This window comes from Hymenobacter sp. BRD128, assembly GCF_013256625.1.
GTDB lineage: Bacteria > Bacteroidota > Bacteroidia > Cytophagales > Hymenobacteraceae > Hymenobacter.
The window spans coordinates 2508344-2529461 of sequence record NZ_CP053908.1 but is presented as its reverse complement, the minus strand read 5'-3'; the positions used below and the strand labels follow the sequence as shown (position 1 = coordinate 2529461).

Genomic DNA, 21118 nt, shown 5'->3' with positions numbered 1-21118 from the left:
TTGCGGCTGCCTACCTACGTACCTGCTCCGTAACGTAGTTTGGCGTCTTATTGCGCTGCTATTCTTTCGTAAAACCTATGGCTAAATCTGCTGCCGCTTCTCCTGCCCCAGCCGCTCCCGCGGGCCAGCCCGCCACCCGCAAAAAAACGGTTCGCCCCAAAGTAGTACCGCCGGCTCCGTTCGTTGAGCCGGCCGAGGTGACCGAAAATCTGCCGCCCGACCGCCTCAACCTCATTGCTCAGGGCCTGCGCGAAAAGTCGAGCGCCAAGCAGGCCATTTTCCGGGCTACCCAGGCGGCATTTACGCTGCTGCGCCAAACCTCGCAGCAGCTCTGCCTGGAGCTGACCCAGAAGGTGACCACCGATGCCGACGCCAGCGTGAAGATTGAGTGCTTGCCCGTCAATGAGATGGAATTTCACATCCGCTTCTCGGGCGACCTGCTGGTGTTTGTCATGCACTCCAACATCGTCACGTTTCCCGACGACTTCGGTCCGCTCAATACGCCCTACGTGGAGGCCGATTTTCGGCGGCGCTTCTTCGGCCACATCATGGCCTATAATTTCATGGCCGACAGCATTCGCTACCAGCGCCTCAATGACCCTGGCTACCTGCTGGGCCGCCTGCTCATCAACATCGACAGCCACTATTTCCTGGAAGGCGTGCAGCAGTTGGAACTGCCCGACCCCGACATGAGCCGCAGCACCGTCACGGCCGAGTCGCTGCGCCTGTTCGTGGAAAGCGCCATGATTGCGGCCGTCAACAACGACCTTATCGCCCCGCCGCTGCCCGAGATTCAGCGCATCAGCGTGAAACAAAAGCTTGAAAATCAGCAAGTGAGCCGGGGTAGCAAGGTGGGCTTCAACTTCAGCAACCAGCAGCAGTTTTAGAATGCATGGTGGTTTTCATAGTGCTATAAATTAAGAGCTTAGCTGTAGCCAACTTTCGCCCGCACTTTAGCCAGCACGCCCGCGCCGTATTGCTGGGCCCGCCGGGCGCCGATGGCTAGCTGCGCGTCAATCTCTGGCAGGTTATTCATGTAGAAATTAAAGCGCTCGCGCTCAGTCGCGAAGCGGCGCAAAATCAATTCGTAGAGCGCCTGCTTGGCGTGGCCGTAGCCGTAGCCGCCGGCCAGGTACTTAGCGCGCATATCCGCCGCTTCGGCAGGGCTAGCCAGCAGCGAATACAGCTTAAAGGTGGTATCGGTATCGGGGTTTTTGGGCGCTTCGAGCGGCGTGCTGTCCGAGATAATGCTGCGCACGGTTTTAAGTAATTCCTTTTCGGGCGCGAATACGTCGATGATGTTGCCGTAACTCTTGCTCATCTTCTGGCCGTCGAGGCCCGGAATGGTCATCAGCTCGGCATCGACGCGCGCCTGCGGCTCGACCAGCGTATCGCCGTAGCGGCTATTAAATGCCTGGGCAATGTCGCGGGCTATTTCGAGGTGCTGAATCTGGTCCTTGCCCACGGGCACCACTTCGGCGTCGTAGAGCAGGATGTCGGCCGCCATCAGCACCGGGTAAGTGAAGAGGCCGGCGTTCACGTCCGATAGCTTGTCGCTCTTGTCCTTGAAGCTGTGCGCGTTGGCTAGCATCGGGTAGGGCGTGAAGCACGACAGGTACCAGGTCAGCTCCGTCACCTGCGGCACGTCGGACTGCCGGTAAAACAAATTTTTCTCGGTATCGAAGCCGCAGGCTAGCCACGCGGCGGCCACGGCGTAGGTGTTGGCGCGCAGCAGGCTAGCGTCGCGCACGGTAGTAAGCGAGTGCAAATCAGCAATGAAATACAGCGACTCATTAGCCGGGTTTTTCGACAGCTCGATGGCGGGCAGGATGGCCCCGAGCAGGTTGCCCAGGTGTGGGCGTCCGGTGCTCTGGATGCCGGTGAGGATGCGGGACATATAATAATTATCATGCTGATCTTGCGAAGCAATTTATCACGTTCGCGAAGCTCGGGTAATATACTGTCTGATGAAAAATGCTTGAGCTAGTGCTCTCATCAGCAAGACAAAGTTGCGGCTCACACACTTTCATCCACAAAGGCCTCCTCCTGCAATTCCGTCGTTTCGGCGGGGCCGAGGTAGCGGTCGATGCCGTAGTGGGCCAGGTAGAGCAGCGGCGTGAGCAGGATGGCGGCCGCGAATTTATACCAGTAATTGAAGCGGGCTACTTCCAGCACCTGGGCCATCGACCAGTTGCCGAACAGGTAAAACGCCACGTAGAGCACCACGAAGCTGTCGACAAGCTGCGAAATGAGCGTCGAGCCCGTGGCCCGCAGCCAGATATACTTGCTGCCCGTGATGCGCCGAAACAGCTGAAACACGCTGGCATCGAGCACCTGCCCGATAATGAAGGCGACTAGCGAGCCGATAATAATGCCCAGCCCTTGCCGGAAAATACTCTGGTAGGCAAACTCAATATTGAAAGGGCGGCCCTGCGCATCGGTCTTATTAAGGTCGAGCCAGAAATCGGCCGGTACGAGCTTGGTTGTGCCCAGAATAACCAGGAAGGCGTACAAAATGAGCCCCACCGTGAGAAAGGTGATGCGCAGCACGCCCTTGCGCCCGAAGTACTCGTTGATAACGTCGGTGGTAATGAACACGACCGGCCACACCAGCACCCCGGCCGTGAGGTTGCCACTGAGGCCAAAAGTCTTCTCGACCGAAAATATTTTGACGCCGATAATCTCGGCCAGCAGCGCATTTACCAGAAAAATGCCGCTCAGCACGAGGTAAAGCTGCTGTTTTTTGTGGGCGTAGGTGGCGGGCATACTCATACGCTCACAACCAAGCCTTCAGTGGCCAGGTCAGTCCAGGCAAAAACGGCGCGCGCTTCCTCCAAGTGTCCTTCGAGCTGCCGGTAGCGCGACGAGAAGTGGCCGATGAGCAGGCGGTGCACTTCGGCCTCGCGGGCCAGCGTGGCGGCCTGCCGAGCTGTGCTGTGGTAGGTGGTAGCCGCCCGCTCGCGCAAGTCATCGAGAAACGTGGCCTCGTGATACAGCAAATCGACGCCGTGCACTAGCTCGGCTAGCTCGGGCTGGTAGCGGGTATCGGAGCAGAAAGCGTAGCGGCGCGGCGCGGCAGCCGGCACCGATACAGCGGCGTGGGCCAGGGCCGGCCGGCTGGTAGCCTCATCGGCGGGCAGGTCGTGGCCCTGGGCTAGCTGGCTCAGCTCGGTAGGGGTGAGGCCGGCGGGCAGCAACTCCTTTACCAGCTTGTCGCGGCGCGGCGGCTCTTCAAACAAGTAGCCGCTGCACGCTACGCGGTGGCGCATCGGCAGGGACCACACCCGCACCAGCGCATCCTCATACACCACGGCGTGAATTTCGGTATCGACGGGTACGAAGGTGATAGTGTAGCCCGGCTGCATCTGCGAGTGCATGGCCTGGGTAGTGAGCACCAGCTCTAGGCCGGGCGGCCCTACCACCGTTAGTGGCTCCTGGCGGCCTTGCAGATGCAGGGTGCTGAGCAGCCCAAACAGCCCAAAATAATGGTCGCCGTGCAGGTGCGAGATAAAAATGACTCGCAGCGAGCTGAGGCGCCGGCGGTGCTCCAGCAGCCGCAGCTGGGTGCCTTCGCCGCAGTCGATGAGGTAGCGGCCTTCGCCCACGGCCAGCAGCTGCGCCGTGGGGTGGCGCCCCACCATAGGCGTAGCCGAGCCGCTGCCCAAAATTTGAAGCTCAAATTGCATGATAAGCGCTTAGCTCATCGCCGCTGGCGGGCAGCATTCGGCGCCGCGAGCCAGTGCGAAACGTGCGAAAAAAGTATAGCCGCTAGCTGTTGGCATCAGCCTTCCCGTCGCAAGACGAAAAGCTAACAGCCAATAGCTAACGGCTAACAGCTAAAAAAAGCTATTCTTTGTCCGTCAGGTCGCGCTCAATGGCGTGCAAAAAGATGCGGTCGATGCCTTCTTCCACGGTGGGCAGGATGTGCAGCACCGATTCGAGCTTGCTGATAGTGATGAGCTTGAGTACGTGGTCTTGCAGGCCGGTGAGCACCAGCAGGCCGCCCGTCGAGTTGCACAGGCGGTTGGCAATGAGGATGCTGCTGAGGCCCGACGAGTCGGTATATTTTACGTTTTGTAGGTCGAGTATCAAGTTGTTACTGCCTTCAGCGTTGAGCTTTACAAACTCCGATTTTAGGTCAGGCGCAACGGTAGTATCGAGCTTTTTTTCATCAATAGTGATGACGGTGTAGCTCTCTTTTTTATCGATGGAGTACTTCATAAAAACCGCGGCGGGAGAATGAGATTTGGATGCAGAGTGGCGAAGGTAGGAAGAAAAAGGAAAACGCGAAATGAAGCCCGGCCGAAAGCATAAAGCTAACTGGTTGGCGGGTTGGGCCTAGTAGGCTTTAGACGGTGCGCCGGGCCCGCCGAAGGTGAGCGTAGCCCAGGTGCTAAGCCAGTCGGCTCGCGCGGCCAGGGCCGGCGGCGCGTTTTCCATGCGCACGGTGGCCAGCAGGTAGGGCCCGGCGCCGGGCAGGCGCAGGAGCACCCGCCCTTGGGCATTGGTGTGCGTAGTGAAATGAGTAACCGGTAATGTCGCAGTTGGTTTGGCAGTAGGCGGGCTAGCCTGCCACACCTGCACCAGCGCGCCCGGCACCGGCTGGCCCTGGCTCAGTACCCGCACGGTGAGGCCCGCGCCGGGCCGCAGGCGGTAAGGGTTTTGCTCAGGCACCAGTTCCAGCGGCAGGCCCAGCACCCGGCGAAAAGCAGTATCGCCGGTAGCCGCTGGTAAGCGGGCCGCTGGCGGCTGGCTAGCCAGCACCAAGGCCTTGGCGCAGCGGCGGTAAGCTTCGCGACCGGGCTTGGTAGCGGCCTCCCCGGCTTCCTGGCGCTGGCGCAAGGCATTGCCCAGGCCCGCCTCGCGCAGGTAGGCTGTGAACTGCTCGGCGGGCAACTCGCTGAAGGCTAGCCAGCTAGTGAGGGCTACTACGTGCGTGCCAGGTGCCGGACAGCGTAGCGCCGGGGCTAGCGAGTCGGCCAGTAGCGCGGGGCGCAGGTCGGTCGAGTCGGCTGCGCCGCCGGGGCCGTAGCGCACGAATTGTGCCACCCGGCGCGTGGGCCGGGGCCATGCCTGGCCGGCGAAAGTGTCGCCCACCAGCAGGCGCACTGGTACGGCCGTTCCCACGGCCACGCGGTAGCTGGCCGGGGCTAGCCACACCTCGCGGGCCAGGGCAGCGGTAGCAAGTAAAAGGAGCGGAAGGATTTTGCGCATATGGTTTTTACGCAGCGTTACAGCCAGTGCCTCGGCGTGTTCTTTCACTATAAAACACTGCGCTGTAACACCCCGCAACACTGCATGAGCCACTTACTGCCGCTCCAGGGCCAGCGCGTAGGCCCGGTCGTAATACACGCGCAGATTTTTCCAGTCAAAAATATCGGCCGAACTCTCGACGCGGTTGCGCTGGCTGATGCGCTCGCGGCGGCTCAGTAGCACGAAGTTCCAGAGCATGTCGGTGAGCTCTTCGGCGGCCTGGTCGAAGCTGCGCTCCTGGCGGCGCACCACAAAAATGCCTTTGTCCTCGTGCTCGGGCACGTTTTTCTGCACGTAGTCGCCAAAGCCCGAGAGGTCGCTGGTGATGGCCGGCACGCCGCGCGCCACGCATTCGAGCGGCGTGTAACCCCAGGGCTCGTAGTAGCTCGGGAACACGCCGAGGTGGCAGCCGCGCACAAACTGCCCGTAGTCCATGCCAAACAGGGGCGAGGTAGTGCTCACAAAATCAGGGTGATACACTATTTTTACCCGGTCGTGGCGGTGGTTGATGAGATTGGCCCGGCGCACAAAATTCAGAATGTCGTCGTCCTGGTCATTTACCAGATTATGGGTGATAACGGACGGCAGCGACGACGTTTTCCAGCTTTGCAGGCCGCGCCGGTAACGCAGCTTCCAGTAGTCATCCACCATGTTGTCGAGGTCGGGCAGGCGGTGGTCCTGGCTGGCGGCGGCGGCATAAAACAAGCGCTCGCCTACCTGCTCCTCGATGGCGCGGCAAGTTTGGCGCACTTCCTCTAGCTGGGCGCGGCTTTGCAGCACCAGCGGGTTGATGCTGGTGTAGGGGCGCTTGGTGATAAAAAACATCACCACCTGGCCTTCGAGCCCGCTAGCCTGCAAGCGGTGGTTGAGGCGGGCCAGCGCCTCCAGCGTGAGGTCGAAGCCCTTGTTATGGTACTCGTAGCGGCCCGAGGTGAAGAGGTAAATCGTCTGGTCGAGGTCGAAGGAGTAGCTCTGGAAAAAGTGCGCCATCACAAACTCGTGGATTTTATCCTTATAGAGCTTGTGCAGGTTCTGAAACTCGTGCAGGGCCACGAAACGCTCGATATTCAGGCCATTGGGCAGCACCGCATCGGGTATTCTATCCAGCAAATAGATGCACTCGCGCACCGTTAGCTCGCTCACGGTGGTGAACACGTGGCTGCCGTGGGCGGCGGCGCGCTCCATACTCACGGCCGGCTCGATGTTGAAGTGCCGGGCCTGGGCGCGCCAGTCTACGAGCATCAGGTTGTCGTAGAAGTTGGGGTCGTTCATGGCCAGGTAGCGGCCCAGCAGCGTCGCGTGCGTCGTAAAAAGCAGGTGCGCCGGCACCTGCCGGCGGCGCAGCTCCGGAATGGCCACGCCCGTCATCCACTCGTGAAAGTGGGTGATGACCTTCCACTGGTCTACCGTCTGGCGGGCCACGGTTTCGACAAACTGCGTGGCCAGGTGCCCGAAGGCAATGACCTGGTGCAGCAGGTCGTCGTTATCGGGCGAGGGTATCTTGTGGTCGCGCCAAAGGTCGCTTTTCAGCGCGGCTAGCTCCCCGTATTTCTGAAACGGGTTAATGAGCACGGCGCGGGGCCGGCCCGTCACGAGCCACACCCCGATGCAGATGTCCATGCCCTGCGCACGCAGCGTGCGCACGGCCTGGGCGTAGGGGTCGTTCATGCCGGCCAGCTGGTCGTCGTCGTAGGCCTCAAACTCACCCTGGGCCTGCTGCGAAAAGTAAGGCCCCAGCAAGCAGTAGCGCCCACCCCAGGCCGGCATAGTGGCCGGCACCTTCGAGCGGATAACGGTGTAGATGCCGCCTACCTGGTTGCATACCTCCCAGGCTACTTCTATTAATAAGGAATCGGGAAACAGAACTTCGGGCGCGTGGGGCTGAGGCTGCATAGCAAGGGGAGAACGAGCGGGAAATAGGCGCGGCAAGGTAAGCCGGCCCGGTAGTTATTCCTACGCGAAAAAGCGCGCGGCAGCGGTGCTTTCTCCAAAACATAAAGTCTGCCGATTAGCTTTAGGACCGTCAAACGAAACATTTTTTATGTCCGACCTCACCAACGTACTCCCCACCGAGCACCCCATCTTGCCGCAGCTGACCCAGCGCCGCAGCCCGCGCGCCTACACCAGCCAGCCCGTGCCGACCGCGGTAATCCAGCAGCTTTTTACCGCCGCCGGCTCGGCCGCCTCGTGCTTTGGCGAGCAGCCCTGGCGCTACCTGGTGGGCAGTAAGGAGACGCACCCCGAGGCGTTCGCTAAACTGTTGGGTGCCCTGGGCGAGTACAACCAGGTGTGGGTAAAGAATGCCCCCGTGCTGGCCGCGAGCCTGGCCAAGACCACGTTTTCGCACGATGGCAACCCCAACCGCTACGCCGTGCACGACGTGGGCCAGGCCACGGCCACCCTGGCGGTGCAGGCCGTGGAGCTAGGCCTGCAAATTCACCAGATGGCGGGCTTCTCGCAAGATGCCGTGCGGGCTAGCTTCAGCATCCCGGCCGAGTATGAGATTGTGGCCGTGTTCACCATCGGCTACCCCGGCGCCCTCGACCAGCTGCCCGACGCCCTGCGTGCGCGCGAAGTGGCTCCGCGCGGGCGCAAGCCCTTAGCGGAGTACGTGTTTGAAGGTGGCTGGCCGCAGCTCACCACCGAGCGCTACGACCAGGCGCCGGTTTAGCGCAAGGTTTCGCGAAGTAAAAAGAGGTTTCGCTAGGGTGGCTGGTGGGGTAATGCCCTCCAAGTCACCCTAGCGAAACCTCTTTTTACTTCGCGAAACCTTGCGCTTAGCTGCGCGACAGGACTACCACGGCATATGGCCCGAGCGCGAAGCTACCGTGCTGCGGGTAGCCGTCGTACTCCCCACCTACAGCCTGCGTGCCGAAGCAGGGAAAATTCTGAAAATCAGCATCGTAGCCTGCCCAGTCGGAGTTGAAGCGCACCGTCCACTCGCCATCGGCGGGCAGGCCGACGGTGTAGTTTTCGTGGGCCTGATTGGCAAAATTGGCAATAACCACGGTGGCGTTGTCGGGGCTGCCGTCCCAGCGGGCGTAGGCAATTACCTTGTCGGTATTATTAACGTGCAATACGTGGCAGCCCTGGCCGCGCAGGCCGGGCGTAGTGCCGCGCAGGTTGCGCCGCAGCGCAATGAGGTCGCGGTAGAGCTGGGTGAGGCCGGCGTGGGCCTCGGCCCAGGCCCAGTTCAGCGGCTCGGTATCATTGAATGAGCCGGGCGCCAGAAATTCCTGCCCCTGAAACAGCATCGGAATGCCGGGCGAGGTGAGCGTAAGCGCGGCGCCAAGTACCATGCGCTTCTTGGCAAAGTAGCTTTCGACGTTGCCGGGGGCAATTTCTTCGGGCAGCCGGCTCTTGCCGTTGGCTACCTCATCGTGGCTTTCGGTGTAGATAACGCGCTGAAAAGCATCGCCATTGTAAGCGGTGCAGATGGCGCGACCCACGGCGTGCATATCGCGGTCGGCGTCGGCAAAGGCCGTGAGGGCCTGGTGCATAGGATAAATAAACGAGGCCGACCACTGGGCCGAGAAGCCCTCGCCACCGTGCTCCAGCGGCCCCGTAATGGCGGGGTTTGAGCGCAGGTCTTCGGCAATCGTAATTTTCCAGGGCTGGCGGGCTTTGATTTCCTCGTTTACCCAGCGCATCAGGCTCCAGCCGTCGGGCAGGTCGGCGCCGGGGTCTTCCTCGCCGTGTACGTTGCGAATAAATGCGATGGCATCCATCCGCAGGCCGTCGCAGTGGTAGTCTTCGAGCCACATCAGGGCATTGTCGCGGATGTAGCGGCGCACCTCGGGGCGGCCGTAGTCGGGGCGGTTGTGGCCCCAAGGCGTCTCGGCGCGCCAGTCGTTGTAGAAATAAATGCCGCCGCCGTCGTTTTCCTGCCAGCCATCAAACTGCCAGAGGTCGAGGTCGCCGGGGCCAAAGTGATTGTACACCACGTCCAGAATCACGGCAATGCCGTGCTGGTGCGCGGCCTTCACCAACTCACGAAAGGCCTCGGCCCCGCCGTAGTCGCTTTCCAGCGCGAAGGGGTTCGACGGGTTGTAGCCCCACGAGTAGGCTCCCGGAAACTCAGTGGCCGGCATTATCTCGATGCAGTTCACGCCCAACCCCTGCAGGTAGCCTAGCCGCTCGATGACGTCGCGGAAAGTGCCGGGGTGGCCGGCTTCTTTGGCGTTAAAAGTGCCGATGTGCAGCTCGTAGATGATGAGGTCGTTCCAGGCCGGCATCTGGAAGTTATCGCCTTCCCAGTCAAAATCGTAGGGGTCGAACACCAGCGAGTGGCCGGCCGAGTTGGTGACGGCGCGGGCGTAGGGGTCGTTGCGGGTGAGTTCGCCGGCCGGGGTCTGCAGCGCGAACTTGTAGCCGGCGCCGGGCTTCACACCGGGCAGGTCGGCGGCCCAGTTGCCGCCTTCCTCGGCTTGCAAAGGGCTAGCGGTTTTGTCCCAGTTATTAAAAGTGCCGATAACTGACACGGCGCTGGCGGCCGGGGCCCACACTCGAAACGTGGTGCCTTGGGCGTGGGGCAAGGCCCCGAAACCATCGCGCACGGGCTGGGCAACAACAGGCTTGGCAGCAGAAACAACGGCTTTGGTCGAGGCGGCCGAAGCGGTTTGGGGGGTGGCGGCCGGGGCAGCCTTTTTAGCAGCAGGAGCGGGCTTGGATTTGGGTAAGCTGGGGGTAGGCATAAAAAAAAGCCGCCGCGCGGGCTCTTACTACTGAGCCTCACTGGCGCGGCCAGCGGATAGGCCTCCTCTTACGGCGCTAACCGGATTAGGATATGCTGCGCCCGGCGGCCGCTAAGCCAGCTAGCGAAAGTCACGGGTCTGCTAGCAAAGTCAGCAGCTGCTACTACGCCGAGTAGCCGGGCCGGTATGTGCCCTGGCTAGCCTGGTAAAATGGAGGCAGGCTATTCTTTTACAAACCGCTGGACTACGCGGCCCATACCGGTGTGCAGCTCGAGGAAATAAACGCCCACCGGCAGGCTAGCCACGCTGATGGTAGCCGCGCCTTCGGCGGTAAGGCCTTGAGCTACTGGCTGGCCCAGGGCGGTGCGCACCGTGTAGGCAGTGGCTGCGGTAGTAGTTAGGTGCAGGCTTTCGCGCACCGGGTTGGGGCTGAGGGCTAGCCCGGAAGGGGTGCTGCCGCTCACGGCCACTACCGGCGAGTAGTGGGCAGTACCATCGAGGTCTAGCTGGCGCAGGCGGTAGTAGAGCGGGCCGGTAGGAGCCCCCGCATCGAGGTGAGCGTAGGCGCGGGGCCGCTGGGAGGTGCCGGCCGCCGCGGCCGTAGCAATGTGGCTAAAGACTATCCCATCGAGGCTACGCTCTACCTTAAAGTGCGCGCTGTTGGCTTCCGAAGCCGTGGCCCAGCGCAGCTGCACGCCGGCTGCCGTGCGCGCCGCCGCAAAGCCGGTGAGCACCACCGGCAGCACCACCACCGTACCAGGCGCAAACTCGACCCCCCGCAGGGCCGCGCGCGCAATGGCCGTGACGCGCACGGTCACGGCCGTGGTGCTGGGAACCGCGTTGTAGGCATTCACATCCGTCACGCTCACCAGCTGGTTGCCCCCGGCCGAGGTGTTGGTGGTGGCGTAAAGCGTCGCGCTGCCATCGGGGTTGAGCGTGCCCGTGAGGCCCCGGTAAGCTGAGCCAATGATGCCTTGCAGCGTCCAGGCACTGCCATCAAACGACCACTTTTGAATGCCGGGACTCGGGGTGCCAATGCCGTCGTCGGCCACGTAGGCCGCGTCGAAGCCCGGCACGTTGGGGTCGCGGTCAAACAGCACAAAGCCGTAGGGGCTAGCCGAGTTGGTGCCGATGCCGGTGGGTAAAAAAGACGTGGCCGTTTGCCCCGAAGTAGTGTTCGTGGCCAAATCAATGACGTAAATGCCCGGCGTGGTGCCCGAACCCGTCGAGAAATACACCCGGTTGCGGTATATCCGCACCACGCGGGGGCTGCTGATAGTGGTGCTGATGCCGCTGGAAATAGTGGCGCCCAGCCCCGCGTAGCGTACTCCGGCATTGCTGCCCGACAGGAAAAAGCTAGTGCCGTCGGCGCTGGCGGCCCCGCGAATATTACCGCCCGAGTAGGCGTTGGTGAGCGCGGTCGAAATATCCACGCTCCGGCTCGCGTCGACGCGGGCCACGGTGCGCGGCACCACCGCCGCCGCCGTGGTATTGACGGTGGCTAGGCCCACTTCCGCGTTATAGCCGGTTGTGAGCAGATAGCGCCCATCGGCCGAAAGGGTTAGCAGGCCTTCCGAAGTGCTATTGCCGGTATTGGTAAGCTTATTGGCAGTGCCAGCGGCATTATTAAGGGGCAGAGAAGATTGAAGTACCCCGGCCGGCGTGTACTCGTCCAGATAGGTAGGGGCCGAGGTGCTGGTCAGCGAATTTACGCCGTCGCCCACGCGCAGCACTACGAGGTTGCCGGGCATGTACTGAGCGTGGCTAGCCAGCGAGACACCCAGGCCAGCCGCCAGCAACAGGGGCTTATAAGAGCAGGAAAAGTGTTGGGATAAAATTGTCTTCATGAAGAGAAGGTGAGGATATTTTGCAAATCTAGGATGAAACACTGTTTAAAATATAAATTCCTAATAAAATAAATAAGAAACCTGCTAGTAGCTCAGGCATCTTAGCAAGTCAGTATAATTAGGGCAGCTTCGGGGCAGCCCGCACCGTGCTTCAACCCCGAAGTTGCTGTAGGATAGGAGTGCGGTGGTTTTCGGGCGGGGGCACAACCAGGGCATGCGCGCCGCTGTTATAAGCTCGGCTCCGCTAGCTTTGCGCCGTTTATGCCCCGTCCCCGTCCCGTTGTTTTTGGGTTATATGCTTGGTCGCCCGAGTACGGCTACCGCTACCTGCACCCCGCCAACCGCCGCTCCTTTGAGATACTAGAGCCCGTGGGCAAAGTATTTGAGAAAGTGAGCGACCTCGACGCCGATAGCGAATGGATAACCCTGCGCTACGACGAGCAGCAGTTTCTGGTGCGTGGCGAGCTATTTAAGGAGCTGTATAACAAGCCGGCCTTTGGCTTTGGCGACCTGGTAGAAGAGGTGCGGCCCGTGCCCGGCCGGCCCGCGCACCGGGGGCTGATTTCGGATATCTTTTGGAGCGAGAGCCGCGACCGCGCTACTTTTCAGCTGGTGGAGCGCAAGCGCAAGCTGGCCCGTCTTTTCGAGCCCGAAGAGCTGCGCAAGGCCGAATAGTGTTACCGGAGCCCGTGCGGCGTTACTTTGCCCCATGCCCGACCAAGCGCCCTGGAGCGAGCTGGTGGTAGCCCAGGTGCGGCAGCAGTCGCGGCTGGTGGCTAGCCGCAGCATCCAGCCCCTCAAAATTATTAACCCCGCCGCGCCGGCCAGCCCCGCCTGCCACGCCGTGCTGGCCAGCTACGGCGGCGGCCTGCTGGCCGGCGACAGCATCCGGCTGCGCGTGCGCTGCGAAGAAGCTAGTCGCCTGCTGCTTTCCACGCAGGCTAATACGCGCATTTTTAAGTCGCTGGATAGCCGGCCGGCCGAGCAGCTAACCGAAGGCTACGTAGCCGAAAATGCCCTGGTCGTGGTGCTGCCCGACCCGCTGGTGCCCCAGGCCGCCAGCCGCTACCGCCAGGTTCAGCATTGGCACCTGGCCCAGTCGGCCACCTTGCTCCTGGCCGACTGGTGGCACGCCGGCCGCACCGACGCGGGCGAAAAATTTGCCTTTACCACCTTCGCTACCGAGCTGCGCGTGCACGTGGCCGGCCGGCTAGCCCTGCTCGACCGCTTTGCCCTGCGGCCCGCCGAGCACCTGGCTACCTCGCAGGCTACGTTTGGGCCGTATCATTCGGCGCTGTCCATCTATTTGGTGGGGCCACCGGCCGGTGCGCAGTTTCGGCGCCTGGCCGCCGCCTTGCGCCAATTGCCGCCACCTGGCCAAACAGATTTGCACGCTAGCCTGGCCGGGCGCCCGCTAGTAGTGGCCGTAACCCAGGCCCGTCCCAACGTACTGCTGGTGCGAGCCCTGGGCCTTTCGCGACAGGCGCTGGCGCCCGTGTATCAGGCCATGTCGGCGGTATTAGCGGAGAAAGAGCTACTGGGTTTCAACCCCCTAGCGCGCAAGTACTGAAGCCAGGCTATGCACACCGAGGCAGTAGCTGGCTAGGTTGCTGGGCCGCCAAAAGCGGAAGAAAACCGACGGAAGTACTGTGCAGTTGCCGGCTTAACCTTAGTTTGGTTCCTTGCGTTTGAGTGGCTTTCTTTTGTTAGATATGAAGCACTTTTTCGCCCCGATTCTGGCCGGCACGCTGAGCCTGGCCGCCGCCCAGCCGGCCAGCGCCCAGCAGGCCCCTTCGCCCTACCGTACCCGCTTCGCCGTTGAGGCGCCCGTTATTGTGGGCGAGGCGGCCGTGAGCGCCTTTGGCCTCTACCGCTCGCAGCAACGCAGTGGCCTTACCAACGCTGAGTTGGCCACGCTCAATAAGAACGACATTCCGGCCTTCGACCGCTTTTCGGCCGGCTACTATAGCACGGGCTTCCAGACGGCCGGCGACTTGCTGTGCTATCCTACGCTGGTTATCGCGCCCGGCCTGCTGGCGCTGAACCCGGCCGCCCGCAGTCGCTACGGGCAGGTAGTGGTGCTGTATATTGAGTCCCTGGCCGCCGCTGATGCGCTGTTTGCCACCGCTATCGGCAATATTCCACGCTACCGGCCCTACCTCTACGGCTCGGAAGGAGGCGACCTGCGCAATGGCCACATTGCCACCAACGCGTTTTTTGCCGGCCACACGGCGCACACGGCCGTGGCTACCTTCTTCGCCGCCAAGGTGTTTCACGATTTTAATCCTGGCTCGCGCGCCCAGCCCTACGTGTGGGCCGCAGCGGCTCTGGTGCCGGCAGCAGTAGCCTATACCCGCATCGAAGCTGGCAAGCACTTCCTCTCCGATAATATCGTGGGCTACGCCGTGGGTGCCACGATGGGCGTGGTGGTGCCGCAGCTGCACAAAGTGGCCGGGCGCCGGGGCATCTCCATGATGCCATTGCAAGGGGTAAATATTAATGGGTATTCTTACAGTGGCTTGCTGTTAAGCAAGCAATTATAAATTGCCCAATGAAACCTATTGTCGAACTAAAAGCTAGTAGAGTGCTATCAATGATTGTTTGCTGTAACTTTAGAAAGTTGCGAAGCATACTACCGAATAATTGGGTGAAATAATGGATAATATTATCATTGTATTGCTGCCTATTGCGACGGCAGTAATTAGCGGATATGTGAGTTACTATTTTGCACTTCGTTCAAAGAAATCAGAAGCAATTTTAAAATTCAAAGAAGAGAAGTATTCTAACTTAATTATTGCCCTTCAGGGATTCGTTGGCAGTACTTCGTCTTCAGACAGAAAGAGGATATTTTTCGAAGAGCAATATAAATCATGGCTTTACAGCTCAGACGAGGTTGTGAAAGCAGTAAATAGGCTGATTTTATTAGTGCAAGAAGGGCATGGGCAGGCTCCTAATCCTATAGAAGGTAGGAAAGTGGTTGGAGACATAATTCTTGAGATGAGAAAGGATTTGTTAGGAAAAACGGATTTGACGTATATGGACTTTAGGTATACTGACGTTATTGACCGCAAAGAGTAAAAGAGAAACCCCAAAAGCGGTTGCTTCCGGGGTTTCTCTTTTACAGCAATTTTCAAAACTCTCACCCAAACATCCCCACCGCATTCTTGGTCGGCAGGCTGGTTTTGCCCATCAAATACACATCAATCTGCCGGGCCGCTTCGCGGCCTTCTGAGATGGCCCACACGACGAGTGACTGCCCGCGGCGCATATCGCCGGCCACGAATACGCCAGGCAGGCTGGTGTGGTAGGTGGTTTCGGGGGCGTGCACGTTGCCGCGCTCATCGAGCTTAACCCCTAGCTGGTTGAGAAGGCTGGCATTGGCCGGGCCGGTGAAGCCGAGGGCTAGCAGCACCAGCTGGCACGGGATTTCGCGGTCGGAGCCAGGCACTTCCTCGAAGCGGATGCGGCGGCCCAGGTCGTCGGTCTCCCAGGTTACGTCGCTCACGAGCAGGGCGCGCACATGGCCGGTTGAGTCGCCGAGGTAGGCTTTGGTATTTACGCCCCAGTAGCGCTGGCAGCCCTCTTCGTGCGAGCTGCTGGTGCGGAACACGGTGGGGTAGAGCGGCCAGGGCGTGTGGGCCGGGCGCTCTTCGCCGGGCTGGTGCATCATGGCAAACTGGGCTACCGACTTGGCTTGCTGGCGATTGGCGGTGCCCACGCAGTCGGAGCCCGTGTCGCCGCTGCCAATGACCACCACGTCGAGGCCATCGGCCAGAATGTGCTCGCTGTCGACGGGCGTGTCGCTCACGCGGCGGTTTTGCTGCGTCAGGTATTCCATGGCGTAGTGAATGCCTTTTAATGCGCGGCCGGGCAGGTTGAGCTCGCGCGGGGCTGAGGCGCCGCCCGCCAGCACTATGGCGTCGAAGGCTAGCCGCAGCTCATCGGCAGAGAGGTCACGGCCGATTTCGGTGTTGCAGCGGAAGGTCACGCCCGCGTCTTCGAGTAGCTTGATGCGGCGCGCAATCACCCATTTTTCGAGCTTGAAATCGGGCACGCCGTAGCGCAGCAGCCCGCCGGGGTGCGGGTCGCGCTCGAACACCGTGACGGTGTGGCCCGCCTCGGCGAGCTGCGCTGCCACCGCTAGCCCGGCCGGGCCCGAGCCCACCACGGCCACCTGCTTGCCGGTTTTCAGCACCGGTGCGGTGGGCTGCACGTAGCCCTTCTGGAAGGCAATTTCGATGATGTGCTTCTCGATTTCCTCAATGACCACCGGCGCGCTGTGAATACTCAGCACGCACGCCGACTCGCACGGCGCCGGGCAGATGCGGCCCGTAAACTCGGGGAAATTATTAGTGGATGAGAGAATATCGTAGGCCTCGCGCCAGTCCTGCCGATACACTGCCTCGTTGAACTCGGGGATGATGTTGCCCAGCGGGCAGCCCGAATGGCAAAACGGCACCCCGCAGTTCATGCAGCGGGCCGACTGCTTGTGCAGCTCCGGCTCGGGGTAGAGGCCGATAAATTCCTGGTAGTGCGCCACGCGCTCGGTCGGGGCCGCTTTGGGCGGCGCGGTGCGCGGGTATTCTTTGAAGCCGGTGATGTTGCCCATGATTAGCTATAGTTGTTTTTGCTTGCCTGACTGACCTGGGGCTAGACCACTTTTACCGCCTTTTCCAGCACCCGCTTGTACTCCAGCGGGAACACTTTCACAAACCGCCCAGCTTCTTCCTCCCAGTTGCCCAGCAGGAAGTTAGCCAGGTGGCTGCCCGTCAACTCATGGTGCTGCTTCAGCAGCGTTTGAATCTCGGCTTCGTCAGCTTCGGTCAGGCCTTCGAGGGCGACCATGTCGGGATTGCAGTTGGTCGGGAACTGGCCGCTAGGGTCATAAATCCAGGCCAGGCCGCCGCTCATGCCGGCGGCGAAATTGCGGCCCGTGCCGCCCAGTACCAGCACCCGCCCGCCGGTCATGTATTCGCAGCCGTGGTCGCCTACCCCCTCGACTACCGCCGTGGCGCCCGAGTTGCGCACGGCAAAGCGCTCGCCGGCCTTACCGCGCACGTAGAGTTCGCCCGAGGTGGCGCCGTAGAGCGCCACGTTGCCGATGAGGATATTATTCTCGGGGGTAAACGTGGTAGCGGCGGGCGGGAAGATGGCTAGCCGCGCGCCGCTCAGGCCCTTGCCCACGTAGTCGTTGGCTTCGCCTTCGAGCTTGAAAGTGAGGCCGCTAGCCGAAAATGCCCCAAAGCTCTGCCCGGCCGAGCCCGTGAACTTGTAGCGAATGGTATCGGCGGGCAGGCCGGCCGCGTGGTAGCGCTTGGCAATCTCATTGGAGAGCAGCGTACCAATAGTGCGGTCGGTGTTTTTGACCTCAAACTCGGCCGTTACAGCCTCCTGGCGTTCCAGTGCGGGCTGGGCGTGTTCGAGCAACTGCCAGTCGAGCACCTCGGCAATGCCGTGGTCCTGGCTTTCGCTGTTGTAAAGCGTGCCGCCCGAGATATTTGGGGCGGGCGTCAGCACGGCGTCGAGGTCGATGAGCTTGGCTTTCCAATGGCCCGCCTCTGGGTTTACTTTCAAGAATTCGCTGCGGCCCACCATCTCGTTAATGGTGCGGAAACCCAGCTCGGCCATGATTTCGCGCAGCTCTTCGGCTAGAAAGCGGAAGAGATTGACAATGTGCTCGGGCTTGCCGCTGAACAGCTTACGCAGTTCGGGGTCTTGCGTGGCCACGCCCACCGGACAGGTATTAAGGTGGCACTTGCGCATCATGATGCAGCCGCCCGCGATGAGCGCGGCCGTGGCCACGCCAAACTCTTCGGCCCCTAGCAGGGCGGCCACGGCGAGGTCGCGGCCGGTTTTCATCTGGCCGTCGGCTTGCAGCACCACGCGGCTGCGGAGCTGGCTGCGCAGCAGCGTTTGCTGCGCTTCGGCTAGCCCCAGCTCCCAGGGTAGGCCGGCGTGGCGGATGCTGCTGAGCGGCGAGGCGCCCGTGCCACCGTCGTAGCCCGAAATGAGAATCACGTCGGCGTGCGCCTTGGCTACGCCGGCTGCGATGGTGCCCACGCCCGCCTTGCTCACCAGCTTCACGTTGATGCGGGCGGCGCGGTTGGCGTTTTTGAGGTCGAAAATCAGCTGGGCCAGGTCCTCGATAGAGTAGATGTCGTGGTGCGGCGGCGGCGAAATCAAACCCACGCCGGGAGTGGCGTGGCGCACCTTGGCAATCCATTCATCTACTTTGTGACCAGGGAGTTGGCCGCCCTCGCCGGGCTTGGCGCCCTGGGCCATTTTTATTTGTAGCTCGTCGGCATTGGTGAGGTAGTGTGCCGTGACGCCGAAGCGGGCCGAGGCAATCTGCTTGATGGCCGAGCGCATCGAGTCGCCGTTTGCCATATGTTCGTAGCGCAACGGGTCTTCGCCGCCCTCGCCGGTGTTGCTCTTACCGCCGATGCGGTTCATGGCGATGGCTAGGGTGCTGTGCGCCTCGTGCGAAATCGAGCCAAACGACATCGCACCCGTGGCAAAGCGCTTCATAATATTCTCGGCCGGCTCCACCTCTTCGAGCCCGATGCTGGGCCGGTGCTTGGCAAAACCTAGCAGCCCCCGAATGGTGAAGAGCTGGTTCGGGTGCTCATTCAGCAGCTGAGCGTACTTCTTGTAGGTCTGGTAGTTGCCGGTGCGGGTAGCGTGTTGCAACAGGTGCACCGTTTCGGGGTTGAACATGTGGGCCTCACCCTGACGGCGCCACTGGTACACGCCGCCCGCGTCGAGCAGCTCGGGGCCCACGGTGCTTTCCTGCCGGAAGCCGTGGAAGTGCTTGAAGAGCGTTTCCTTGGCAATCTCGTCGAGCCCTAGCCCCTGAATGCGCGTTACAGCCCCGGTGAAATACTGGTCCACCACATCCTGGTTAAGGCCCAGAATCTCAAATACCTGCGCGCCGTGGTAGCTCTGCAAGGTCGAGATGCCCATCTTCGAGAAGATTTTGAGCAAGCCATCGCACACTGCTTTTATGTAGTTGGAGGCCAGCTTCTCGGAGGGCAGATTGGCCCCGAGCAGCCCGGCCGCGTGGCGCGTCTGGATGGTGGCCAGGGCCAGGTACGGGTTCACGGCCGTGGCGCCGAACGAGAGCAGGCAGGCAAAATGGTGTACCTCCCACACGTCGCCGGCCTCCACCACGAGGCCTACCGAGCCGCGCATCCCCTTCTTAATCAAGTGGTGGTGCACGGCCGACACGGCCAGCAGCGACGGAATGGGCGCGTGCTCCGAATCCATGGCCCGGTCGGAGAGAATAAGCACCTCAAAGCCGTCATTGACAGCATCTTCTGCGTAGCGGCACAGGCGCTCTACGCCGCGCTGCAGGGCGCCGGGCTTGCCATCGGCCTTAAAATACGTCTGGAGCGTCTTAGCCTGAAACGAGCCGGTGTCGATGCTGCGCAGCTTCTCTAGCTCGCGGTTGCTGAGAATGGGCTGCTTGGCGGCTACGCAGTGGCAGTGGCGCGGGTCTTCATCCAGAATATTGCCGTTGTTGCCGATAAACGTGGCCAGGCTCATCACCAGCCGCTCGCGGATGGGGTCGATGGGCGGGTTGGTGACCTGGGCAAAAAACTGCTTGAAGTAGCTGCTCAGGTGCTGCGGCTGGTCGGAAAGCACCGCCAGGGGCACGTCCACCCCCATCGAGCCGATGGGCTCCTTGCCTTCCAGCGCCATCGGGGCCAGGATGGTTTCGAGGTCTTCGCGGGTGTAGCCAAAGGCTTGCTGGTACTTGAGCACGGCTTCCGCACCGAGGTCGGTGAAGGTGAGGCGCGGCTCGGGCAGGTCTTCCATGCGAATCTGGTAGTTATCCAGCCACTGCCCATAGGGTTGCTGCCCAGCGGCTTGCGCCTTAATCTCGCGGTCGGTGAGGATGCGCCCGGCCCTGGTATCGACCACGAACATCTTGCCCGGCTGCAAGCGGCCCTTCTTGATAACCGTTTCGGGGGCTAGCGGCAATACGCCCGCCTCGGAGGCCACCAGCACGCGCCCGTCGTTGGTGATGGCGTAGCGCAGCGGGCGCAGGCCATTGCGGTCGAGCATGGCGCCCACTAGGGTGCCATCGGTGAAGTTGAGGGCGGCCGGACCGTCCCAGGGCGCCATAAAGGTGGCGTGAAACTCGTAGAACGCCTTTTTGAGCGGGTCCATCTGCTCGTTGCCGTCCCAGGCCTCGGGCACCAGCATCATCAGCACGTGGGGCAGCGAGCGGCCGCAGTGCAGCAGCAGCTCCACGATGTTGTCGAGGCAGGCCGAGTCCGACTGCCAGGGGTCGATAACGGGCAGCAGCATCTCCATTTCCTCGGCCGAAAAGTAGGGCGAAGTGTAGGTGGGCAAGCCCGCAAAAAACCAGTTCAGGTTGCCGCGCAGCGTGTTAATCTCGCCATTATGCGCCAGATAGCGGAAAGGCTGGGCCAGCCGCCACGACGGCATGGTATTGGTCGAAAAGCGCGAGTGCACCAGCCCGAACGCCGACGTTACGCGCTCGTCGCTGAGGTCGGGAAAGTACATGCCGACCTGGAACGTGGTCAACTGACCCTTATACACGATGGTGCGGCACGAGAGCGAAGCGAAATAAAATGCCTCCAGCGCGCTCGGTACTTCCTTCTGCAACGTATTGACTACCAGGCGGCGCAGCACGTAGAGCTTGCGCTCAAAATCCGCATCCGTGGCTAGCCCCAGCGGCCGGCCCAGAAAAAGCTGCTCAATCGCCGGCTCGGCCGACAGTGCCGTGACGCCGATGCCCTCGGTGCGCACCGGCACCGGCCGGTAGCCCAGCACCGGAATACCCAGCCGCTGCGCCGCGCCCGCAATCACTTGCTTGCAGGCCTCACGCAGCTTCTCTTTCTTGGGCAAAAAAACCATGCCCACGCCGTAGCCGCCCGGCTCGGGGAGCCGAATGCCGTGGGCTACGCATTCTTCGAGAAAAAACCAGTGCGGCAGTTGGATTTGCACGCCCGCGCCGTCGCCCGAGTCGGAATCGCAGCCGCAGGCGCCGCGGTGCTCCATATTGGCGAGCATGGTGAGGGCGTCGGCAACAATCTGGTGGCTCTTGCGCCCGTCGATGTACGTGATAAAACCCGTGCCGCAGGAGTCGTGCTCAAACTCGGGCCGGTAGAGGGTGGGCGTAGTCATAAATCAAGTAGAAATTGGGCGAGCTGTAGCGCGGACTTGCAGTCCGCAACTATGTGCGTTGATTACTCGCGAACTGAACATCCGCGCTACTTCCGGGCCGGACACGGCTTCGCGGCGCTGGCCCCAAGCTGCTGGTTGCAAAACAGCGAGGCTAGTGCCGAAAATCGG

Annotated in this window: 16 protein-coding genes; 6 read left to right on the top strand and 10 right to left on the bottom strand. The window is 61.5% G+C overall.

Going from position 1 to position 21118, the window contains the following annotated elements; genetic code table 11:
- Positions 1 to 77 precede the first annotated feature (77 nt).
- A complete protein-coding gene (locus GKZ68_RS11245) occupies positions 78 to 887 on the top strand; it encodes a hypothetical protein (RefSeq protein ID WP_254243968.1) in 810 nt (269 codons plus the stop codon).
- A gap of 38 nt (positions 888 to 925) precedes the next feature.
- Here the strand turns inward: GKZ68_RS11245 and trpS are convergent, their stop codons facing one another.
- The 6 genes from trpS to GKZ68_RS11215 all read right to left on the bottom strand — a co-directional run bounded on the left by trpS (position 926) and on the right by GKZ68_RS11215 (position 7146).
- Positions 926 to 1897: a tryptophan--tRNA ligase gene (gene trpS / locus GKZ68_RS11240; protein WP_173114675.1), complete on the bottom strand. Its 972-nt coding sequence runs from the start codon at positions 1895 to 1897 to the stop codon at positions 926 to 928.
- Between the two features lie 119 nt (positions 1898 to 2016).
- Positions 2017 to 2766, bottom strand: coding sequence for a queuosine precursor transporter (locus GKZ68_RS11235; protein ID WP_173114672.1), 750 nt, complete (start codon positions 2764 to 2766; stop codon positions 2017 to 2019).
- 2 nt (positions 2767 to 2768) lie between these two features.
- Positions 2769 to 3686 carry a ribonuclease Z gene (locus GKZ68_RS11230; protein WP_173114669.1) on the bottom strand — a complete coding sequence of 306 codons (918 nt, stop codon included), beginning with the start codon at positions 3684 to 3686 and terminating at the stop codon, positions 2769 to 2771.
- Between the two features lie 160 nt (positions 3687 to 3846).
- A complete protein-coding gene (locus GKZ68_RS11225) occupies positions 3847 to 4221 on the bottom strand; it encodes an STAS domain-containing protein (RefSeq protein WP_151089188.1) in 375 nt (124 codons plus the stop codon).
- Between the two features lie 117 nt (positions 4222 to 4338).
- On the bottom strand, positions 4339 to 5214 hold the full coding sequence (locus GKZ68_RS11220) for a DUF4198 domain-containing protein (protein ID WP_173114666.1): 876 nt from the start codon (positions 5212 to 5214) through the stop codon (positions 4339 to 4341).
- Positions 5215 to 5307: 93 nt separating this feature from the next.
- Complete coding sequence (locus tag GKZ68_RS11215) at positions 5308 to 7146, bottom strand: glycosyltransferase (RefSeq protein ID WP_173114663.1); 1839 nt, start codon at positions 7144 to 7146, stop codon at positions 5308 to 5310.
- Positions 7147 to 7294: 148 nt separating this feature from the next.
- Between GKZ68_RS11215 and GKZ68_RS11210 the strand changes: the two genes are divergently transcribed.
- The gene (locus tag GKZ68_RS11210; protein WP_173114660.1) at positions 7295 to 7924 is read left to right on the top strand and encodes a nitroreductase family protein; all 630 of its coding nucleotides are present in this window, start codon (positions 7295 to 7297) and stop codon (positions 7922 to 7924) included.
- A gap of 106 nt (positions 7925 to 8030) precedes the next feature.
- Here GKZ68_RS11210 and GKZ68_RS11205 read toward each other — a convergent pair whose 3' ends face one another.
- Both GKZ68_RS11205 and GKZ68_RS11200 read right to left on the bottom strand, forming a co-directional pair.
- Positions 8031 to 9947 (bottom strand): alpha-amylase family glycosyl hydrolase, encoded by a 1917-nt coding sequence (locus GKZ68_RS11205; RefSeq protein WP_173114657.1) that lies wholly within the window; start codon positions 9945 to 9947, stop codon positions 8031 to 8033.
- A gap of 221 nt (positions 9948 to 10168) precedes the next feature.
- The gene (locus GKZ68_RS11200) at positions 10169 to 11794 is read right to left on the bottom strand and encodes a T9SS type A sorting domain-containing protein (RefSeq protein ID WP_173114654.1); all 1626 of its coding nucleotides are present in this window, start codon (positions 11792 to 11794) and stop codon (positions 10169 to 10171) included.
- Positions 11795 to 12055: 261 nt separating this feature from the next.
- Here GKZ68_RS11200 and GKZ68_RS11195 point away from each other — a divergent pair, with 261 nt between their 5' ends.
- The 4 genes from GKZ68_RS11195 (at position 12056) to GKZ68_RS11180 (ending at position 14872) form a co-directional block, all read left to right on the top strand.
- Positions 12056 to 12469: a hypothetical protein gene (locus GKZ68_RS11195; RefSeq protein ID WP_173114651.1), complete on the top strand. Its 414-nt coding sequence runs from the start codon at positions 12056 to 12058 to the stop codon at positions 12467 to 12469.
- 34 nt (positions 12470 to 12503) lie between these two features.
- Positions 12504 to 13364 (top strand): urease accessory protein UreD, encoded by an 861-nt coding sequence (locus GKZ68_RS11190; RefSeq protein WP_173114648.1) that lies wholly within the window; start codon positions 12504 to 12506, stop codon positions 13362 to 13364.
- Between the two features lie 142 nt (positions 13365 to 13506).
- On the top strand, positions 13507 to 14337 hold the full coding sequence (locus tag GKZ68_RS11185; RefSeq protein ID WP_173114645.1) for a phosphatase PAP2 family protein: 831 nt from the start codon (positions 13507 to 13509) through the stop codon (positions 14335 to 14337).
- Positions 14338 to 14449: 112 nt separating this feature from the next.
- A complete protein-coding gene (locus GKZ68_RS11180) occupies positions 14450 to 14872 on the top strand; it encodes a hypothetical protein (protein WP_173114642.1) in 423 nt (140 codons plus the stop codon).
- Between the two features lie 61 nt (positions 14873 to 14933).
- Here GKZ68_RS11180 and GKZ68_RS11175 read toward each other — a convergent pair whose 3' ends face one another.
- Together GKZ68_RS11175 and gltB are read right to left on the bottom strand one after the other, a co-directional pair.
- Positions 14934 to 16403 (bottom strand): glutamate synthase subunit beta, encoded by a 1470-nt coding sequence (locus GKZ68_RS11175; RefSeq protein WP_173114639.1) that lies wholly within the window; start codon positions 16401 to 16403, stop codon positions 14934 to 14936.
- A gap of 41 nt (positions 16404 to 16444) precedes the next feature.
- Positions 16445 to 20950, bottom strand: a complete 4506-nt coding sequence (gene gltB, locus GKZ68_RS11170) for a glutamate synthase large subunit (protein ID WP_173114636.1) — start codon at positions 20948 to 20950, stop codon at positions 16445 to 16447.
- Positions 20951 to 21118: the final 168 nt, after the last annotated feature.

What these genes read in the sequence shown, in the direction of transcription:
- GKZ68_RS11190 (WP_173114648.1), top strand. Translation starts at nt 12,504, where the DNA reads ATGCCCGACCAAGCGCCCTGGAGCGAGCTGGTGGTAGCCCAGGTGCGG.
- gltB (WP_173114636.1), bottom strand. Translation starts at nt 20,950, where the DNA reads ATGACTACGCCCACCCTCTACCGGCCCGAGTTTGAGCACGACTCCTGC.
- GKZ68_RS11230 (WP_173114669.1), bottom strand. Translation starts at nt 3,686, where the DNA reads ATGCAATTTGAGCTTCAAATTTTGGGCAGCGGCTCGGCTACGCCTATG.
- GKZ68_RS11220 (WP_173114666.1), bottom strand. Translation starts at nt 5,214, where the DNA reads ATGCGCAAAATCCTTCCGCTCCTTTTACTTGCTACCGCTGCCCTGGCC.
- GKZ68_RS11185 (WP_173114645.1), top strand. Translation starts at nt 13,507, where the DNA reads ATGAAGCACTTTTTCGCCCCGATTCTGGCCGGCACGCTGAGCCTGGCC.
- GKZ68_RS11205 (WP_173114657.1), bottom strand. Translation starts at nt 9,947, where the DNA reads ATGCCTACCCCCAGCTTACCCAAATCCAAGCCCGCTCCTGCTGCTAAA.
- GKZ68_RS11235 (WP_173114672.1), bottom strand. Translation starts at nt 2,766, where the DNA reads ATGCCCGCCACCTACGCCCACAAAAAACAGCAGCTTTACCTCGTGCTG.
- GKZ68_RS11200 (WP_173114654.1), bottom strand. Translation starts at nt 11,794, where the DNA reads ATGAAGACAATTTTATCCCAACACTTTTCCTGCTCTTATAAGCCCCTG.
- trpS (WP_173114675.1), bottom strand. Translation starts at nt 1,897, where the DNA reads ATGTCCCGCATCCTCACCGGCATCCAGAGCACCGGACGCCCACACCTG.
- GKZ68_RS11175 (WP_173114639.1), bottom strand. Translation starts at nt 16,403, where the DNA reads ATGGGCAACATCACCGGCTTCAAAGAATACCCGCGCACCGCGCCGCCC.
- GKZ68_RS11225 (WP_151089188.1), bottom strand. Translation starts at nt 4,221, where the DNA reads ATGAAGTACTCCATCGATAAAAAAGAGAGCTACACCGTCATCACTATT.
- GKZ68_RS11245 (WP_254243968.1), top strand. Translation starts at nt 78, where the DNA reads ATGGCTAAATCTGCTGCCGCTTCTCCTGCCCCAGCCGCTCCCGCGGGC.
- GKZ68_RS11215 (WP_173114663.1), bottom strand. Translation starts at nt 7,146, where the DNA reads ATGCAGCCTCAGCCCCACGCGCCCGAAGTTCTGTTTCCCGATTCCTTA.
- GKZ68_RS11180 (WP_173114642.1), top strand. Translation starts at nt 14,450, where the DNA reads ATGGATAATATTATCATTGTATTGCTGCCTATTGCGACGGCAGTAATT.
- GKZ68_RS11210 (WP_173114660.1), top strand. Translation starts at nt 7,295, where the DNA reads ATGTCCGACCTCACCAACGTACTCCCCACCGAGCACCCCATCTTGCCG.
- GKZ68_RS11195 (WP_173114651.1), top strand. Translation starts at nt 12,056, where the DNA reads ATGCCCCGTCCCCGTCCCGTTGTTTTTGGGTTATATGCTTGGTCGCCC.